Here is a 19,047-nt window from a genome sequence, read left to right as displayed (position 1 = left end):
ATAGCTTTCGTTTCTTCTAACAAGCGACACTTTTAGAATCATACGTCATTTATCGCTTATACTCTTCTTCTTTCATGATAGTAAAAAAATTGCTATTCGCCAACCTTATCATACAAAAAGAAATGATCCTGACAAATAGGATCATTCCATTTTATCATACGCCTCAATAATACGTTGCACTAACGGATGTCTCACAACGTCGCTTTGCTCTAATGTAATGAACGAAAGTCCCGATACACCAGATAAAACATTTGTAGCAATAGAAAGACCTGATTTTGCCCCTTTTGGCAAATCTACCTGCGAAGGATCCCCTGTTATAACCATTTTAGAACTAAAACCTAATCTTGTTAAAAACATTTTTATTTGGACACCAGTTGTATTTTGCGCTTCATCTAAAATAACAAATGAATCATCAAGCGTACGCCCTCTCATATAAGCAAGAGGCGCGATTTCAATTACACCTCGCTCCATCATACGCTGCGTATATTCTTGTCCAAGAATATCGTGCAGTGCATCATACAATGGACGTAAATATGGATCTACCTTCTCTTTTAAATCCCCTGGTAAAAAACCTAAACTCTCTCCAGCTTCTACAGCAGGCCTTGTTAGAATAATTTTCTTTACATACCCTTGTTTTAACGCTCTTACAGCCATTACTACAGCTAAGTACGTTTTTCCAGTTCCAGCAGGTCCTATCCCAAATACAATATCATTCTTCTTCATCGCATGAATATATCGTCTTTGTCCCATTGTTTTTACACGAATAGATTTACCCTTTGCCGTTTTAAAAATTTCTTCTTCATATAACTCTTCAAATTGAGCAATTTTCCCTTGTTGTGCGAGCTGAATTGCATACGCAACATCTCTTTCTGTAATGGATACACTTTTACGAATAACAACAAGTAATTGCTGTAAGATTTTTTCTACGAGTGTCACGTTTTCATCTGCCCCAGACACATGAACTGTTTCACCTCTAGTTACGATAGATACATTAAGTTCTCGTTCCATTACTTTTAAATGAGCATCATTGACTCCAAAAAGAGCGATTGCTTCGTTAGTATTTTCCAATTGCTGGTTCATTTCTACTAATTGTTCTGCCATTACTCAGTCTCCTTGAATATCGGATTCGGATATCGGTTGTGACTCTGCAATATTTTCAATTACAGTATAATGCAATGTAACTTTTAGTTGATCCGCCTCAACCTCTTTACTCAAAATCTTATCACTTACAATCATAGCATGTTCATCCAATTTTTTCTTTAGTTCTTTTTCAGCCATCTCTTTCGCTACTTTCAATGCCTGTTTTTCTGTGTATTCTCGATTCGCTTCTTCCTCTTCTCGTACAATATCTTTTTCATATGCAATCGGTAATGTAAAACCAAATAATTTCACATCATGTTTTACATGTTCAGTACGAGAGCGTTTATACTTATCATGTTGAAATCCCCATATTTTTATTTTTGCACTCCCAAACTGAAGAAAGTATTCATTATACGCATTACCAGTATACACTTGAAATTGTGTTTTCAGCGGCACACTCACCTCGGATGTATACCAAGTTTCTCCATATACAATACCTTTCGCCGAAACAACTGACGGGTTTTCCTCATTACCATATATACCTGATACAAGAAGTTGTCCTTTTTCAACATGGTCATTTTTCATAACGACTGGTTTCCCAACCTCTACAAACGTTTTTGTAATAATTGCTTCTTTTTTTGCCACTAAATTTTGCGGATGCTGTTCCTTTTCTTTTTTCGGCTCATTTTTTTCCACAATTTTAAAATGATAGGTGGTCCCTCTTACTTCCAGCCCCGCCCAAGTAATCGCATTAATATTGTCCGTCAAATGGCGTTGCACATCTTCTACACTAGGCATTTGAAACTGTAGTTTTCCTTTCTTAATACCCATTTTATCCAATTCTTTCATCAATATATATTCTGTTTCAGGTTTCGCTCCTGTAATCTCAATTTTCCAAACCATATTTGACATTGCAATCATACCAAAAAAGAAAATTAAAAAACCGATTAAAAACCCACTATTTTTAATTAAACGCTTATTCCAAAAAGGAAAACCGTAGCGTCCAATGAAATATAATTTGCATTCATTTTTTCTATAAATTGGTTTTAATTTTTTCACATCGCGTAACAACATACAAAAAACTAACGTTTCATCAGCAATCTTCTTAACATCCCAAACTAATAATTTTCTACGTACGCATTCATTAACGAACCGTTCCGCTCCTCTACCTTCAATTCGTACTTTTACATATCCAAGCCACTTTATAAACCATTTATTTTTCATCTACTACCTCCACTACCTTTCCCAAAAGTAGACATACTACTTTTCACTTTAATTAGCAAAATAGCTCGTACGAAAATGAAATAAAGAGTTTTACTGCCCATAAATAGCGAGATAACTGAATAGTAAGGTCGAATCACGAGAATAAAGAAGAAAAACTTCACATACGGAAGTTTCCCTCACTCTTTTTGCTTTTCACTTTCTAAAAACATCACTTGCTCAATGATCCCTTCAAGTAAAAGCTCCTCTGGAAGGATTGTTTTAATAACGAAGGATTGCCCCTTAATTAATAATTGACCATGTTTTAGCAACAATCTTACTTCTTTATCTGAAAACACTAATAAACCTTGATGATTTTCTATATAGATATGCACTTGCCCAACAAGCGTGATCCGAGGTAGATCCATTAGCACATCCACTGGCAGGTCTATTTGCTTCGTTAACCAATTCTTCATTTGTTCTAATTTTTTCATCTTAAAAGACCTCCTCTCATCCCATATGTATGAAAAAAGAGCTTGTAATATCACGTCCAAACTGAAAAAAAGCATAAAAAAACGTCTCATACGAAATGAGACGTTTTTTTATGCTAATAGCTGGATAACCAGCTTATTCACAAGTGATCCGTCTGTTTTACCTTTTACTTTCGGCATAACAGCAGTCATCACCTTACCCATATCTGCTTTTGATGTCGCACCAACTTCAGAAATAACTTGCTTGATTACATCAATCAGGTCTTCTTCAGTTAATTGCTCCGGCAAATATGCGCTTAAAATCTGAATTTCACTTTGCAGTTTATCAACAAGGTCTTCACGACCAGCTTTTTTAAATTCAAGGAGGGAGTCCTTATACTGTTTTACTTCACGAGCTAAAACTGTTAATTCCTCTTCTTCAGTAAGAGTATGTTGCAGTTTAATACCTTCATTTTGTAAAGCAGCCTTAACCATACGAATAACGGTTAATTTTTCTTTTTGTTTATTCTTCATCGCTTGTTTCATATCATCGTTTAAACGACCGAGAAGACTCATAACTTACACCCTCTCTTAGAATTTACGCTTTCTTGCCGCTTCAGATTTCTTCTTACGTTTTACACTTGGTTTTTCATAAAACTCGCGCTTTCTTGCTTCAGCAAGTGTACCAGTTTTAGAAACCGATCTTTTAAAACGGCGAAGTGCATCCTCCAAAGACTCGTTTTTACGAACGACTGTTTTTGACATTCTCTTTCCCTCCCTCCGAAACATCACACTTACATACTAACTTCAGCATGCAAAAAGAAACACTTCTTCAGCATGTCTTTTACGATTATAATACATTTTATCACTTCAGGTCAACTATTTGACAGAATAAAAGAGGAATAGATGCTCTTCCTTTTTTAAAGCTATGCAAATAGCTATCATCCTTTTTCACTGAAAACAACTATATTTTTATCATTGCACCTTTTCAACACTTAACTTTTCCATGAAAAAAGAAAGCATGCAAACCGTTTCCGTTTGCATGCTTTTTTTTACGCGCTCGCTGATTCTTTTTTCACATCATCTTCAATAACACGAACAAATTGCGCTTCGTTATATGGATAACCAGCTTTCGTAATTTTCACTTTCACTAGCTTACCAATTAATTCTTCTGACCCTTCAAAGACAATTTTCAAATAGTTATCTGTATAACCTACATATAACCCTTCACGGTCGCCATCTTTAAATTGCTCTTCCGGGATAATTTCAAGTACTTCTCCTTCAAACTGTGAAGCATACTCTTTCGCTAATTGATTAGATAGTTCAATTAGACGGTGAACACGATCATTCTTCACATCTTCAGGAACTTGATCTTCCATACGCGCTGCAGGTGTTCCCGTACGTTTTGAATAAGGGAATACGTGTAACTCAGAGAAGCGATTCTCTTTAATGAAATTGTACGTTTCCATAAATTCTTCTTCTGTTTCACCTGGGAAGCCAACAATTACGTCTGATGTAATCGCAAGACCTGGTAACGCTTCTTTCAAACGATCTAAACGCTCTTGGAAAAATTCCATTGTATACTTACGACGCATACGTTTTAATACAGTATTAGATCCTGATTGCAACGGAATGTGCAAGTGGCGTACAACTACTTCAGATTTGTCTAACACTTCAATTACTTCATCTGAAATTTGACTCGCTTCAATAGAAGAAATACGAAGACGTTTTAATCCACCTACTTCTGCTTCCATATCACGAAGTAATCCAGCTAAGTTATAATCTTTAATATCTTCACCGTATCCACCTGTATGAATACCAGTTAATACGATTTCTTTATAGCCTGCATCCACTAATTGCTGCGCTTGTTTAATAACTTCTTTTCCATCACGAGAACGCATTAAACCACGCGCCCAAGGAATAATACAGAACGTACAGAAGTTATTACAACCTTCTTGTATTTTTAATGAAGCACGTGTACGATCCGTGAAATATGGTACATCAAGTTCTTCGTATACACGTGTTTTCATAATGTTACGGACAGCATTAATTGGTTGACGCTCTTTACGGAATTCTTCGATGTATCCTAACATCTTTTCACGATCTTGTGTACCAACTACAATATCTACACCTGGAATTGCCATAATTTCAGCTGGAGATGTTTGCGCATAACATCCCGTTACACAAATAACCGCATCTGGATTTTGACGCACAGCACGTCTAATTACTTGACGGCTTTTTTTATCTCCAGTATTTGTTACTGTACATGTATTAATAACATATACATCAGATTTCTTTTCATATTCAGTTCTTTCATAACCACCTTGTTTAAACAATTGCCAAATAGCTTCTGTTTCATAGTGGTTTACTTTACAACCTAACGTGTGGAACGCAACAGTTGACATTGATCATCACCCCATCAATTCAAAATGATAAGAAGCAGCACTTAACGCATAAAGCGGTGCCGTTTCCGTTCTTAAAATCCTTGGTCCTAAACTACATAGTACAAATTTATGTTCACGAAGCGCTGTAATCTCTTCCTCAGCTAAACCGCCTTCTGGGCCAAATACAATTAATAGCTTTTGACCTGGTTTCATTGTCGTTAAAGCTTTCGCAAAATTAGATTTCTCGCCTTGTTTTGCTTCTTCTTCATACGCAACAAGACAAACATCATACTCACCACTCATTGAAAGCAATTGCTTAAACGATGCTGGAGCATGTACTTCTGGAACTTCACTTCTATGCGATTGTTCCGCAGCTTCTTTCACAATTTTTCTTAAACGCTCAACTTTTTTATCAGCTTTTTTCGCATCCCATTTTACGATAGAGCGAGATGCTTGAAATGGTAAAAATGCGGCTGCCCCAAGCTCGGTTCCTTTTTGAAAAATTAACTCTAGCTTGTCTCCTTTTGGCAGTCCACTTGCAATCGTCACGAACACAGGAAGTTCACTTGATGCCTCTACCCATTCTACAATAGCTGTCTCAACAAATTCACTGGTAATTTCATCAATTGAACATACTGCTGTTTTTCCGTTTACACAGCAATAAATGTGATCACCAGCTGACATACGCATTACTCTCGCAATGTGATGTACATCATCACCTACAATGCGAATCTTTGCTTCACTTACATGTTTTTCTTCTACAAAATAACGTTGCATATAATCACCTTAGTAGAGTTTCGTTCCTTTCGTAAGTCAACACTTACGAAAAGAACGAAACGTTATCATTTTTCATATAACAAACGGCAAGTCCCTCACCTTATAGTGAGAGACTCCCCCTTTTCATTATAAACTAAAATCTATATTACGCATTTCGTGCAATAATTGCTACCCAATCATCCATTCGTAATACTTCTTCAATTGTAAATCCAGCTTTTTCTAACGCCTCAGAAATTACTTTTTCTTTCGCTGCAATAATACCAGATGTAATGAATAATCCACCTGATTTTACAACTCGTGCTGCATCTTCAGGGAATAGAAGAATAATTTCTGCTAATAAATTCGCTACGATTAAATCAACAGGTCCTTCAATACCTTCTAAAAGACTATTTTGTCCAACAGATACGATATCATCTGTTTTATTTAAACGTACATTCATTTCCGCACTTTCCACTGCAACTGGATCTAAATCGTATGCTTGAACAGAAGACGCACCTAATTTTGCCGCTGCAATACTAAGTACACCTGAACCCGTTCCTACATCAATGACAGTATCACCTGATTGAACTGTTTTTTCTAAAGCACGAATACACATCGTTGTTGTTGGATGAGTTCCTGTACCAAACGCCATACCCGGGTCTAATTCAATGATTTTTTCATCCAGAGAAGATGGTGTGTATTCTTCCCATGTCGGTACGATTGTGAATGTATCAGAAATTTGTACTGGATGGTAATACTTTTTCCAAGCAGTAGCCCAATCTTCTTCATTGACTTCGTTAATGGTAATATTTCCAGTACCAATTTCAATGTCGTAAGATGGAAGCACATCAATAGATGATTTTACACCCGCAATCGTTTCCTGTAAAGAATCCGTTTGTGGGAAATATGCTTTTACTAATACCCCCTCTGCCGGGTATTCATCTGGGTTCAACGCATAAATTTCACCATATTGTTGCTCGCGCTCTTTCGTCAACTCTGCTGGATCCTCAATTGCAACTCCACTAGCACCAGCTTCATGTAAAATATGAGAGACAGCTTCTACTGCTTCTTCTGTTGTATGAATACTAACTTCTGACCATTTCACAATTTACCAACTCCATTTTTTATTTCCATTATTCCCCTTTGAAAGCACGTTTAAGCTTTCCGAATAAACTATCATCCTGCTCTTCTTGCCCTGCAAATTCACGTAATAAATCTTTTTGATGTGAATTTAATTTTGTTGGTACAACAACACGAACGACTACATATTGATCTCCTTGACCGTATCCACGTACGTTTGGAGCACCTTTTCCTTTTAAGCGGAATTCTGTTCCTGTTTGTGTTCCTGCTGGAATTTTCAGCTTCACTTTCCCATGAACAGTAGGAACTTCTACTTCAGCACCAAGTGCCATTTGCGCAAATGTTAATGGCATTTCGCAAATAATATGATCACCTTCACGCTCGAAGAATTCATGATTTCTTACATGAACAACTACATATAAATCTCCTGCCGGTCCACCATTTACGCCCGCTTCACCTTTTCCAGATACACGAATTTGTTGGCCATTATCAATACCAGCTGGAATCTTAACGTTAATTTTTTTACGCTTACGTACTTTACCTGAACCGTGACATGTCGTACATTTTTCTTTAATCATTTGACCAGTTCCTGAACAATGACCACAAGCTTGACGGTTTACAATACGACCAAACGGTGTATTTTGTTCTACACTTACTTGACCTGATCCTGAACAATGTTTACATGTTTCTTTTGAAGTTCCTGGTTTTGCCCCGCTACCTTTACAAGTATCACATGGATCTTCTACTGGAATTTCAACGTTTAACTCTTTACCAAAAATAGCTTCTTCAAAGTCTAAAGTGACTTGATATTGTAAGTCAGCACCTTGGCGCGGAGCATTTGGATCACGACGTCTGCCGCCACCGCCGCCAAAGAACGAACTAAAGATATCTTCAAAACCAAAGCCACCGCCGAAGTCTCCTCCGCCACCGAAGCCTTGATTTGCACCAGCATGACCAAATTGATCGTACTGCGCACGCTTTTGATCATCGCTCAACACTTCGTATGCCTCTTGTACTTCTTTAAACTTTTCAATTGCATTTTCTTCTTTACTTACGTCTGGATGGTATTTTTTAGCCAAACGACGATACGCTTTTTTAATTTCATCTTTTGAAGCGCCCTGGCTAAGTCCAAGGACCTCATAATAGTCTCGTTTACTCATAAATTTGCAACCCCCGAATCTTTCACATAAACGTAATTTTAACACCGAAAGAAAGTGCTTTGCAACAAAGTTTCCTCACTTACAGTATGCAAGCTAAAAAACTTAAGATCCTCACACATTTCTCCTCATTTATGAAAAAAGCCAAAGCCAAGGCACGCTTGACTTTGACTTTTTGTCATCTTACTTATTATGTTTGTACTTAAATTACTTGTCTTCTTTTACTTCTTCAAATTCAGCGTCTACTACATTATCTTTTTTCGCGCCAGCGTCTTGTGCTCCTTGTGCACCTTCTGCTTGCCCTGCAGCTGCTTGAGCTTGCTCGTATAATTTAACGCTTAATTGTTGTACGATTTCTTGTAAAGCATCTTTTTTCGCACGGATTTCATCAAGATCGTTTTTCTCAATTGCCGCTTGCAACGCTTCTTTCGCTTCTGTCGCTTTTGCAACCTCAGCCGCATCTACTTTACCTTCTAAATCTTTTACAACTTTATCTGTTTGGAATACAAGTTGGTCAGCTTCATTACGAAGTTCAACTTCTTCCTTACGTTTTTGGTCAGCGTCAGCATTTGCTTCTGCTTCTTGTACCATACGATCTACTTCTTCATCAGAAAGACCTGAAGATGATTGAATTGTAATAGCTTGCTCTTTGCTTGTTCCTAAGTCTTTTGCACGTACGTTAACGATACCGTTCGCATCAATATCGAATGTTACTTCGATTTGTGGAATACCACGTGGTGCTGGTGGAAGATCCGTTAATTGGAAACGACCTAATGTTTTGTTGTCAGCTGACATTGGACGCTCACCTTGTAGTACATGAATGTCTACTGCCGGTTGGTTATCAGCAGCTGTTGAGAATACTTGTGACTTACTTGTTGGAATTGTAGTGTTACGCTCGATTAATTTCGTGAACACACCACCCATAGTTTCAATACCTAAAGAAAGTGGAGTTACGTCTAATAATAGTACGCCTTCTACATCACCAGTAAGTACACCACCTTGAACCGCAGCACCTAATGCTACAACTTCATCAGGGTTTACGCCTTTGTATGGCTCTTTACCAGTTTCACGTTTAATAGCTTCTTGAACAGCTGGGATACGAGTAGATCCACCAACAAGGATAACTTTATCTAATTCACTTGGAGCAAAGCCAGCGTCTTTTAATGCACGACGAGTTGGCTCTAATGTTCTTTCAACAAGACCTGCTGAAAGCTCTTCGAATTTTGCTCTTGTTAACGTTAATTCTAAGTGTAATGGGCCAGCAGCTCCAGCACTAATGAATGGTAATGAAATTTGTGTTTGTGTTACACCTGAAAGATCTTTTTTCGCTTTTTCAGCTGCATCTTTCAAACGTTGAAGTGCCATTTTATCTTGGCTTAAATCAATGTTATTTTCTTTTTTGAATTCAGCTACTAAGTGATCGATGATAACTTGGTCAAAGTCATCTCCACCAAGGCGGTTGTCACCAGCAGTTGAAATAACTTCGAATGTGCCGTCTGCTAACTCAAGGATAGATACGTCAAATGTACCGCCACCTAAGTCATATACTAAGATTTTTTGCTCTTCATCTTGTTTTTCTAAACCGTAAGCAAGTGCTGCTGCTGTTGGTTCGTTAATGATACGCTCAACTTCTAAACCAGCGATACGACCAGCATCTTTCGTTGCTTGACGCTCTGCATCGTTGAAGTATGCAGGTACTGTAATAACAGCTTTCGTTACTGTTTCACCTAAGTATGCTTCAGCAGAAGCTTTTAAGTTTTGTAAAATGATTGCAGAAATTTCTTGAGGTGTAAAATCTTTACCTTCAACTTCTACTTTGTAGTCTGTACCCATATGACGTTTAACAGACATGATTGTATTTGGGTTTGTAATTGCTTGGCGCTTCGCAACTTCCCCAACTTGACGCTCTTCATTTTTGAAAGCTACAACAGAAGGTGTTGTACGGTTTCCTTCTGGATTTGGGATAACCTTTGGTTCTCCACCTTCCATAACAGCTACACAAGAGTTTGTTGTACCTAAGTCAATACCGATAATTTTACTCATGGCGAATCCTCCTACTTTTATGTAAATTATTGATTTACTTTTACCATTGATGGGCGAATCACACGGTCTTTTAGTTTATAACCTTTTTGGAATTCTTCAACTACCGCGTTTGATTCAAATTCACTGTCTTCCACTTGCATAATAGCTTGGTGTTCATTCGGATCAAACTGTTTACCAACAGCTTCAATCGCTTCCACACCTTCTTTAGTCAACGCTTCTAGCAATTGACGATGCACCATTTCCATACCTTGTAACAAGGATTTCGTTTGCTCGTCAGTCACTTCCACTTGCATCGCTCTTTCAAAATTATCAAGAGCTGGCAAAATATCTGAAACTAGACTTTGTGCTCTATATTTGTCAGCAGCCTGTTTATCCATTTGGACACGGCGCTTATAATTTTCAAAATCAGCTTGTAGACGTAATGCGCGACCTTCCGTTTCCGTTAGTTTCGCTTGTAACTCATCTACTTTTTCTTGTAAAAGAGCAGCCTCACTTTTTTCTTCTACAGTTTTTTCACTGTTTTCTGGCGTGACAGCTTCTTCAACTTGCGCTTCTTTCACTTCTTCTACCACTTGTTCGTTACGCTCTTCCACAATTTTCACCTCCTTAAAAGGTATTAGGTATCATGCTTAGCATGATTACCTAAGCATTATATATTACACACAGCAATGAAAATTTCATCACTTGAGCGAATGTATTACTCTCATTTACTTTTTAAGTCCGTCTGTAAACTGTCTTGTAAATAACTGCAGTAAACTAATTACACGAGAGTATTGCATTCTCGTCGGACCTAAAATTGCAATTGTTCCAAGTTGCTCTTCTCCAATCGAATACGTTGCAGAAATCAAACTGCAATCCTCCATTGCCGTAGAAGAATTTTCTCTACCAATTTTCACTTGAATTCCGACTTGTTTATGACGCAAAATGTCATAAAACGCAGCCTCATTATCAATCATCGTCAGCAAAGATCTTACTTTATGAATGTCATGGAACTCCGGTTGCGAAAGCATATTCGCTTTCCCTCCAAAGTATATCTTTTCCGATAACGGAACTTGAAATGTACCATCTAACATTTTTATCGCACTATCGTAATTATGAACATACCCACGTAAAACTGTAACAATCTCTTTAAAGATTTTATTATGAAGTTCTGCCATCGGTACACCAGATAGCTTTTCATTTAAAATGTTAACCATTTTTTCTAAATCTGATAAATCAACAGATTCCGGAACGGTAATCGTTTTACTTTGTACATGCCCTGTATCCGTTACAATAATAGCGACTGCTGTTTGACGATCAAGCGGCACAATTTGTACGTTTTTAAGTTTATTTGTGCTTAACTTAGGCCCTAGAACAATCGCCGTATAGCTCGTAAGCTCTGATAAAATTTGAGCAGATTGCTGTGCAACTTTTTCTGCTTCAAAAATTCTTTCAGCAAATAAATCTTTAATTTGTACAATTTCATCGTTCGGTAAGTTTTGCGGCGCTAAAAGATGGTCTACATAAAATCGGTATCCTTTCTCAGAAGGAACCCGTCCAGAAGAACTATGTGTTTTTTCAATAAAACCTAATTCTTCTAAATCAGCCATTTCATTTCGAATAGTAGCTGAACTAAATGTGATTTCTTCTTTTTTAGCCAACGTTCTAGACCCAACGGGCTGCGCTGATCCAATAAAGTCATCAATAATTGTTTGTAAAATTAAGAGCTGACGTTCCGTAAGCATCTCATCATCACCTCTGTTAGCACTCTTTGTCTTCGAGTGCTAAATCTATTAATAACTTACCAAAATTGACATTCAATTGTCAACGAAAACGTCACGAAATAATGAATTTTTTTCACGTTTATGAAACATTTAATTAGTCAATCAAAAATGACTGGAACACTTCATTCCCTAATAATTTCCCTTTTCGTGTTAAACGCACATATCCATCTCTTTCTTCAAGCAACCCTTGTTCTTGATTGCCTTGTAACTGCTTCGCGAAAACTTGATCCATCTCCATATTGAATTTGTTTTGGAATGCTATTTTAGAAACACCTTTTGTTTTTCGAAGTCCTAAAAACAACTCTTCTTCCATTTTTTCCTTCTCAGTCACTTCATGAACATCTAAATAAGGAAATCCTGTTTCATCAATTTTATTAAAATATTGCTTCAGCGGACCTACATTTTGAATACGTTCCCCATTTACATAACTATGAGCTCCAGCTCCAAAACCATAATACTCTTCATTATTCCAGTATGTGAGATTATGTCTACTTTTATTGTCACCTTTTGAGAAATTACTAATTTCATACTGGCTATAACCGTGTTTCTCCATTTCATCCATTACCATTTCATACATTTTCGCTTCATGGTCTTCACCCGGAAGACGCAATTTCCCTTTATTCATTAAGTTATAAAACACTGTTTTGGGTTCCACAATTAATGAATATGCCGAGAAATGTTGTACACCAAGCGTAAAAGCAATGTCTAATGTTTCCTTCACATCTTCTATCGTTTGTCCTGGCAAAGCATAAATAATATCTACATTAATATTTTTAAAGCCTACTTCTTGAGCTTCTCGAATCGCTAGGAATGCATCTTCCCTCGTATGCTTGCGCCCGATTTTCTCCAGCAGTTCATCACGGAACGTTTGCACACCAAAACTAATTCGATTCACTCCACCTTCTAGCAGTACATTCAACTTCTCTTTCGGCAGATCTCCTGGATTCGCTTCAAATGTCAATTCACAATTCGGAGCAAACGGACGCAAATGACGATTAATAATCTCGAGTAATTTTTTTGTCTGTTCCATATTTAATGCTGTCGGCGTTCCTCCACCAACAAAAATCGTTTTCATACTATCAAACGGTACTTTTTGAACCGTATTTATTATTTCTTTCTCTAAGTACTCTAAATATTGATCTACCGGTTGGCGTTCAATAAACACTTTATTAAAATCACAATAGTGACAAATATGCTGACAAAACGGAATATGAATATATGCAGCTTGTACCAAATATAACTCCTACCTTTCTAAAAAGAAAACCTCCGCACTCCGGAGGGTTCTCTACTTCTCTAACGTATTACGGATTTGTTCCATTCGCATTTTTCCCCAATCATACATCATTTCAACGATTGGTAAAAGTGACATGCCTAGTTCCGTCATATAATACTCAACACGAGGAGGAATTTCGGGATATACTGTTCGATCAACAATCCCATCTTCCATTAACTCTTTTAATTGGTTCGACAAAACTTTATGAGAAATGCTTGGGAATAACCGTTGTAATTCGCTAAAACGATGAGGCCCTTCCACACCAAGATGCCACAGTATCACAACTTTCCACTTTCCACTAATAATAGAAAGCGTCAATTCCTTTTCACAATTAAAATTACCATTTTGTAGTTTCTCTTGAATATCTTTTCGAATATTTTCGGACATTAATAATCTCCTAACTCTGTATGAACTAAAAAGCTCTCTCACTATTGTAAATGAGAGATACTAAGATGTCTAAAAAGTAATGATACAGAAAAAAAGAAGCCGCATAAACGACTCCTTCTTTATTTTATATTAGTTGTCATCCATTTTCAGTACAGCCATGAATGCCTCTTGCGGTACTTCTACAGAACCAACAGACTTCATACGTTTTTTACCTTCTTTTTGCTTATCAAGAAGTTTACGCTTACGAGAAATGTCACCACCGTAACATTTTGCAAGTACGTTTTTACGCATCGCCTTAATTGTAGAACGTGCTACAACCTTGTTTCCAATAGTAGCTTGAATTGGCACTTCGAACTGTTGTCTTGGAATCAATTCTTTTAATTTCTCTACGATTACTTTACCACGGTCATACGCTGAATCACGGTGCACAATGAATGATAAAGCATCCACTTGTTCATTATTTAAAAGAATATCCATTTTCACAAGTTTAGACGGTTTATAACCAATTAACTCGTAGTCAAATGATGCATATCCTTTCGTATTTGATTTCAATTGATCGAAGAAGTCATATACGATTTCTGATAACGGGATTTCATATGTTAATGTAACACGCGTTTCATCTAAATATTGCATATCAATAAACGTTCCACGTTTACCTTGGCAAATTTCCATTACAGCTCCAACATAGTCATTCGGAACCATAATTGAAGCTTTAACAAACGGCTCTTCTACACGATCGATAGACTGTGGATCTGGCATATTAGATGGATTATCAACAATAACATCTTCACCGTTTGTTAAATAAACTTTATAAATAACGCTTGGCGCTGTTGTAATTAAGTCAATCTTAAATTCACGTTCAATACGTTCTTGAATGATTTCCATGTGAAGTAAACCTAAGAATCCACAACGGAAACCAAATCCTAGCGCTTGAGATGTTTCTGGTTCAAACTCAAGAGCAGAATCGTTTAACTCTAATTTTTCTAACGCATCACGTAAATCGTTATAACGAGCAGAATCAATTGGATACAGCCCACAGAATACCATCGGGTTTAATTTACGGTAACCTGGTAACGCCTCTGCAGCCGGACGTTTCGCATGTGTAATCGTATCACCAACACGTGTATCACCTACGTTTTTAATAGATGCTGCTAAGAAACCTACATCACCTACAGTTAACTCATCACGCTGCGTTGTTTTCGGTGTAAATACACCTACTTCTGTTACTTCAAACTCTTTACCAGTTGCCATCATACGTACTTTATCGCCAACTTTTACCGTTCCGTTTACAACACGGATATATGCAATTACACCACGATATGGATCATATAAGGAATCGAAAATCATACATTGTAACGGCTCTTCTGAATCACCCGTCGGAGCTGGTACTTTTTCAACGATTTGTTCTAAAATGTCCTCAATACCAATGCCTGCTTTTGCCGAAGCAAGTACAGCTTCCGATGCATCTAAACCGATTACATCTTCTACCTCTTGACGTACGCGTTCTGGATCCGCACTTGGTAAATCGATTTTATTAATAACTGGTAAGATTTCTAAATTATTATCAAGCGCTAAATATACGTTTGCTAATGTTTGCGCCTCAATCCCTTGCGCTGCATCAACAACAAGAATTGCACCTTCACAAGCCGCTAAACTACGAGATACTTCGTACGTAAAATCGACGTGTCCTGGCGTATCGATCAAGTGAAGAATATACTCTTCACCGTCTTTCGCTTTATACGTTAATTGTACTGCATTTAATTTAATTGTAATACCGCGCTCACGCTCTAAATCCATAGAGTCAAGCAACTGAGCTTTCATTTCGCGCTGTGTTAACGCGTTTGTTTTCTCCAAAATACGGTCTGCCAACGTTGATTTCCCGTGGTCAATGTGAGCAATGATGGAGAAGTTACGAATTTTGGACTGTCTTTTTGCTCTTTCTTCTTTATTCATCTATGTTCTCAACTCCTAATAGTCTCGCCAATATACACTAGCACTGATTATATCAATAGAGCAGCAAAGATTCAATGAAAACTCGTGCTGCTTACAAGACAAATCATTCTATCTATATCTTATGCGAACAAACCATAAGAGACAAACCTTTTTCAAATTAAAAAACGGCTGTCGTACAAAACGATAAGACAACCGTTCTTCCTGCTACTCTTAGCTAAAAATCTCTTTCACTTTCCCAACAACTATATCCGTTCCAAACTTTGTTATTTCATAAGCAACACTTGCTATCGCCATACCAATTCCTTCTACGACATTAAAACTTCTTAAACTTTCTAATTGTTTTTGTTTCTCAATAGTTGAAAACGAACTTCCCAAAATTTCTGATTCAGCACTCGCACCCTCTGTCCCTGTCATATGAGCTATTTGTTCATACGACAGCTGCTGATAACCTTTCATACTTTTCAAACCATGATTAGCAAGCGCAACTCCTGCTATCATCATAAGTAAACATAAAACTGCACTACATATACACAGAAGTGCAAAACGACTTAAACTATCATCGTCTCTCCCCCTCAATGTGTATATGCTCCTGTATTATCTTGGTCAATTTGATGATGCAGCGCTGCATTTAACCCACTCGCTATTACATTTGCCATATCCTCTATAAAAGCATCTACTTCTTTTGGGGTCACCATTAAATTATGACCGAGAGGAGACAGTACTTCATAGATCAATTTTCTTTTTTCTTCTTCTTCCAACGTACCAATAGCACCTAAAAACATATTCCGACTTTTTTCATCCGGCATATCTTCTTCTGTTAATTTTTTCTTTTCTCCGAATGAAAATCCCGCTGGTAACAAAGACCGTGACGGCTTATGTCCCTCTTTCATCTCTCTTCCAAAGTGCTTCAAAATAAAATCGATCGTATCACTCGTAATAGAAACTGCGTCTACTACAGTTGGAACACCAATCGCAATAACAGGGATTCCTAATGTTTCTTTACTTAGCTCCTTACGTTTATTCCCAACACCAGATCCAGGATGAATCCCTGTATCCGAAATTTGTATCGTACTATTTACACGTTCAATAGAGCGTGCAGCTAACGCATCAATTGCAATTACAAAGTCTGGCTTCGTCTTCTCAATGATTCCATAAATAACATCGCTCGTTTCAATTCCTGTAATCCCCATTACTCCCGGACGAATTGCACTAACAGGCCTAAAACCTTCTTCTATACTTTCAGGCTGCAATTGAAACAAATGTCTCGTTACCAATACGTTTTCTACAACTATCGGTCCAAGTGCATCCGGTGTTACATTCCAATTCCCAAGACCAACAATTAAACAGCTCGCTTCTTTTGTAACGCCAACCTCTTCTAAGAAATAAGAAAATTCTTTCGCAAAAATACGCTCTACCTTTTGTTGCAGTTCCGTATCTTGTTGACGTATACCTTGCACTTCAAGCGTTAAATAATTTCCAGGTTTTTTACCCATCGATTCAGATGCAACTTCATCAATTGTGACTTTTGTAATTGTAATACCCTCTTCTTCCCTCTCTTTTACAATAACTCCTTGTACCCCTTTTTGTTCTTCTTGGCGTTCTTGCAACAATTGATGCGCTTCTACAGCAAGGTCAGTTCTAACACTATATTTACTTAAATCTAATGGTTCTTTCATCGTATCTCCTCCGTAATTCATAGTAAATATCGTTAGATTTCCCAAAGTTATATAAGGTCATTCTTTCCTTTACGTGAAATTTCATTGATATACTATTGCAATTCTCTTCACCGTTTGATAGAATATCACTTGTTCTATGTTAAGAATCGAGTCATTCGATTGCACCAGGGAGGTGAAAAGTATGGCAAACATCAAATCTGCTATCAAACGCGCTAAACTTAGCGAAGAGCGTCGTGCACATAACGCTTCTATCAAGTCTGACATGCGTTCTGCTGTTAAAACTGTAGAAGCTTTAGTTACTAATAACGATCTTGAAAATGCTAAAGAAGCTTTCAAAACTGCTTCTAAAAAACTTGACAAAGCAGCTCGTAAAGGTCTTATCCACCAAAACGCTGCAGCTCGTCAAAAATCTCGCTTAGCGAAACAAGTAAACGCGTAAGGCGTTTAAAAAACGATCCATTTGGATCGTTTTTTTATATACAAAAAAGTTCACGTAACAAGTACATGAACTTTTTTGTATCACTACATATGATTTAGCCGCAGCAGGAAAAACTCAAGCACAAGTTTCTTATCCATTTTCCCCGTCTTCATACTATAATCAGCTTCCGCTAATTCTATAATAACTTTTTTTAATTCTTCAAAAGAGAAAAACTTCGTTTGATTCATCGCCAACTTTACACGATACGGATGTACACCAATATGAGACGCGATTTGATTTTGTCCGTAACCACGTTGTTGCAACTCTTTCACTTGATGCAGCAAGCGGAATTGACTCACTAATAACGCAAGCAATTTAATCGGTTCTTCCTGCTGCGTAAATAATCCATCTAAAATTTGCATTGCACCCGCAATATCCTTTTTCACTACTTTTTCTGTCAAAGCAAATACATTTTGCTCCACAGACTTCGGCACAAGCTCTGTAACAAGTTTTGGTGTAATCTCTCCGCCCATACCAACGTATAACGTTAACTTGTCCATTTCCTTCGCCAACATCGTTACATTACTTCCCACAAGCTCTAATAACAAACTAACAGCTGCATTATCAATATGCACATGTACTTCATCAGCACGAGCACCAATCCATTTCTGAACATCTTGCACTTGCATCGCATTCGCTTCTACTACATCCGCTGTTTTCTTTAATAGTTTTGTAATTTTTTTTCGTTCATCGAGTTTTTCGTAAGGCGCAACAAAAACAAGAATAGAAAATGGAGAAGGTTCACCAATATATTCTTCTAAAATTTTTATATTTTGTTCTAACTTTTCTTTTTGTGAAGTTAAAAAAAGTGGTGATTTCATTAATAGTACTTTCCGTTCCCCAAAAAAAGGAAGTGTACGCGCATCCTCAACCACATCTTCTAAATAGGATTCTTCCAAATCGTATGTCACAACATTAAATTCTCGATCTTCCTCTTCAAGTGCTTCTGTTGTAATAAGCTTTATCGTTTCATTTATAAAAAACGCTTCCGTTCCATACAGTAAATATAACGGAGCAAACTGCTTCTTTTTAATTTTTTTATGTATATCACTCATATTTTTTTCCTACTCCCTAACTTGGCAATATATATTTATACTAATGCCCTAGCTTTTGTTTTACAAGTACAAAGGAACAGGCTTTACAACCCGCCCCTTTATTTATATTAAACGCCACGCAATAAGTCCCGGGTTTCTTATTGGTGTGCGGTAATCACCTTCCCTTTATTATTCACAATAAAAATCCGAGTATAAGTGCCAACTCTTAACATGCTTGGAAACGAAAAACTCATGTCACTTAACCAACTAGAAAGTAGTAAAAATACTCGGTTCCTCTTCATATGGAAATTGT

General features: G+C 37.2%; 19 protein-coding genes. 1 reads left to right on the top strand and 18 read right to left on the bottom strand.

Annotation, left to right across the window (positions count from 1 at the left end):
* Nucleotides 1-141: 141 nt before the first annotated feature.
* From JDS81_RS02050 to gpr, 17 genes are all read right to left on the bottom strand, one after another.
* A complete protein-coding gene (locus JDS81_RS02050; protein WP_000840526.1) occupies nt 142-1,101 on the bottom strand; it encodes a PhoH family protein in 960 nt (319 codons plus the stop codon).
* 3 nt (nt 1,102-1,104) lie between these two features.
* Nucleotides 1,105-2,304, bottom strand: coding sequence for a sporulation protein YqfD (gene yqfD, locus JDS81_RS02045; RefSeq protein ID WP_097952930.1), 1,200 nt, complete (start codon nt 2,302-2,304; stop codon nt 1,105-1,107).
* A gap of 176 nt (nt 2,305-2,480) precedes the next feature.
* Nucleotides 2,481-2,774 (bottom strand): sporulation protein YqfC, encoded by a 294-nt coding sequence (gene yqfC / locus JDS81_RS02040; protein ID WP_000732262.1) that lies wholly within the window; start codon nt 2,772-2,774, stop codon nt 2,481-2,483.
* A 108-nt stretch (nt 2,775-2,882) separates the two neighbouring features.
* Nucleotides 2,883-3,326 (bottom strand): GatB/YqeY domain-containing protein, encoded by a 444-nt coding sequence (locus JDS81_RS02035; protein ID WP_000054576.1) that lies wholly within the window; start codon nt 3,324-3,326, stop codon nt 2,883-2,885.
* A 15-nt stretch (nt 3,327-3,341) separates the two neighbouring features.
* Complete coding sequence (gene rpsU, locus JDS81_RS02030; protein WP_000048061.1) at nt 3,342-3,515, bottom strand: 30S ribosomal protein S21; 174 nt, start codon at nt 3,513-3,515, stop codon at nt 3,342-3,344.
* Between the two features lie 287 nt (nt 3,516-3,802).
* The gene (gene mtaB, locus JDS81_RS02025) at nt 3,803-5,155 is read right to left on the bottom strand and encodes a tRNA (N(6)-L-threonylcarbamoyladenosine(37)-C(2))-methylthiotransferase MtaB (protein WP_000108698.1); all 1,353 of its coding nucleotides are present in this window, start codon (nt 5,153-5,155) and stop codon (nt 3,803-3,805) included.
* A gap of 6 nt (nt 5,156-5,161) precedes the next feature.
* The gene (locus JDS81_RS02020; protein ID WP_001190139.1) at nt 5,162-5,911 is read right to left on the bottom strand and encodes a 16S rRNA (uracil(1498)-N(3))-methyltransferase; all 750 of its coding nucleotides are present in this window, start codon (nt 5,909-5,911) and stop codon (nt 5,162-5,164) included.
* Nucleotides 5,912-6,056: 145 nt separating this feature from the next.
* A complete protein-coding gene (gene prmA / locus JDS81_RS02015; RefSeq protein WP_000872123.1) occupies nt 6,057-6,995 on the bottom strand; it encodes a 50S ribosomal protein L11 methyltransferase in 939 nt (312 codons plus the stop codon).
* A 28-nt stretch (nt 6,996-7,023) separates the two neighbouring features.
* The gene (dnaJ, locus tag JDS81_RS02010) at nt 7,024-8,130 is read right to left on the bottom strand and encodes a chaperone protein DnaJ (RefSeq protein ID WP_000043956.1); all 1,107 of its coding nucleotides are present in this window, start codon (nt 8,128-8,130) and stop codon (nt 7,024-7,026) included.
* Between the two features lie 204 nt (nt 8,131-8,334).
* The gene (gene dnaK, locus JDS81_RS02005) at nt 8,335-10,170 is read right to left on the bottom strand and encodes a chaperone protein DnaK (protein WP_000034694.1); all 1,836 of its coding nucleotides are present in this window, start codon (nt 10,168-10,170) and stop codon (nt 8,335-8,337) included.
* A 26-nt stretch (nt 10,171-10,196) separates the two neighbouring features.
* A complete protein-coding gene (gene grpE, locus JDS81_RS02000; protein ID WP_097952928.1) occupies nt 10,197-10,763 on the bottom strand; it encodes a nucleotide exchange factor GrpE in 567 nt (188 codons plus the stop codon).
* A 114-nt stretch (nt 10,764-10,877) separates the two neighbouring features.
* The gene (gene hrcA, locus JDS81_RS01995; RefSeq protein ID WP_000954961.1) at nt 10,878-11,894 is read right to left on the bottom strand and encodes a heat-inducible transcriptional repressor HrcA; all 1,017 of its coding nucleotides are present in this window, start codon (nt 11,892-11,894) and stop codon (nt 10,878-10,880) included.
* A gap of 133 nt (nt 11,895-12,027) precedes the next feature.
* On the bottom strand, nt 12,028-13,167 hold the full coding sequence (gene hemW, locus JDS81_RS01990) for a radical SAM family heme chaperone HemW (RefSeq protein WP_097952926.1): 1,140 nt from the start codon (nt 13,165-13,167) through the stop codon (nt 12,028-12,030).
* A gap of 51 nt (nt 13,168-13,218) precedes the next feature.
* Nucleotides 13,219-13,593 carry a winged helix-turn-helix transcriptional regulator gene (locus JDS81_RS01985; RefSeq protein WP_001293547.1) on the bottom strand — a complete coding sequence of 125 codons (375 nt, stop codon included), beginning with the start codon at nt 13,591-13,593 and terminating at the stop codon, nt 13,219-13,221.
* Between the two features lie 129 nt (nt 13,594-13,722).
* Nucleotides 13,723-15,546 carry an elongation factor 4 gene (gene lepA, locus JDS81_RS01980; protein ID WP_001030961.1) on the bottom strand — a complete coding sequence of 608 codons (1,824 nt, stop codon included), beginning with the start codon at nt 15,544-15,546 and terminating at the stop codon, nt 13,723-13,725.
* A 210-nt stretch (nt 15,547-15,756) separates the two neighbouring features.
* Complete coding sequence (locus JDS81_RS01975; protein ID WP_001214892.1) at nt 15,757-16,122, bottom strand: YqxA family protein; 366 nt, start codon at nt 16,120-16,122, stop codon at nt 15,757-15,759.
* The gene (gene gpr, locus JDS81_RS01970) at nt 16,119-17,222 is read right to left on the bottom strand and encodes a GPR endopeptidase (protein ID WP_097952924.1); all 1,104 of its coding nucleotides are present in this window, start codon (nt 17,220-17,222) and stop codon (nt 16,119-16,121) included. Before gpr ends, JDS81_RS01975 begins: the two co-directional genes overlap by 4 nt.
* A 181-nt stretch (nt 17,223-17,403) precedes the next feature.
* Between gpr and rpsT the strand changes: the two genes are divergently transcribed.
* Nucleotides 17,404-17,661, top strand: coding sequence for a 30S ribosomal protein S20 (gene rpsT / locus JDS81_RS01965; protein WP_001274011.1), 258 nt, complete (start codon nt 17,404-17,406; stop codon nt 17,659-17,661).
* An 83-nt stretch (nt 17,662-17,744) separates the two neighbouring features.
* Here rpsT and holA read toward each other — a convergent pair whose 3' ends face one another.
* The gene (gene holA / locus JDS81_RS01960) at nt 17,745-18,755 is read right to left on the bottom strand and encodes a DNA polymerase III subunit delta (RefSeq protein ID WP_001279927.1); all 1,011 of its coding nucleotides are present in this window, start codon (nt 18,753-18,755) and stop codon (nt 17,745-17,747) included.
* Nucleotides 18,756-19,047 lie beyond the last annotated feature (292 nt).

The sequence above is a fragment of the Bacillus cereus group sp. N31 genome (assembly GCF_016483245.1).
In the GTDB taxonomy this organism is placed as follows: Bacteria; Bacillota; Bacilli; order Bacillales; family Bacillaceae_G; genus Bacillus_A; species Bacillus_A toyonensis.
The sequence above is the reverse complement of the archived record's forward strand: the minus strand, read 5'-3'. Positions and strand labels throughout refer to the sequence as shown.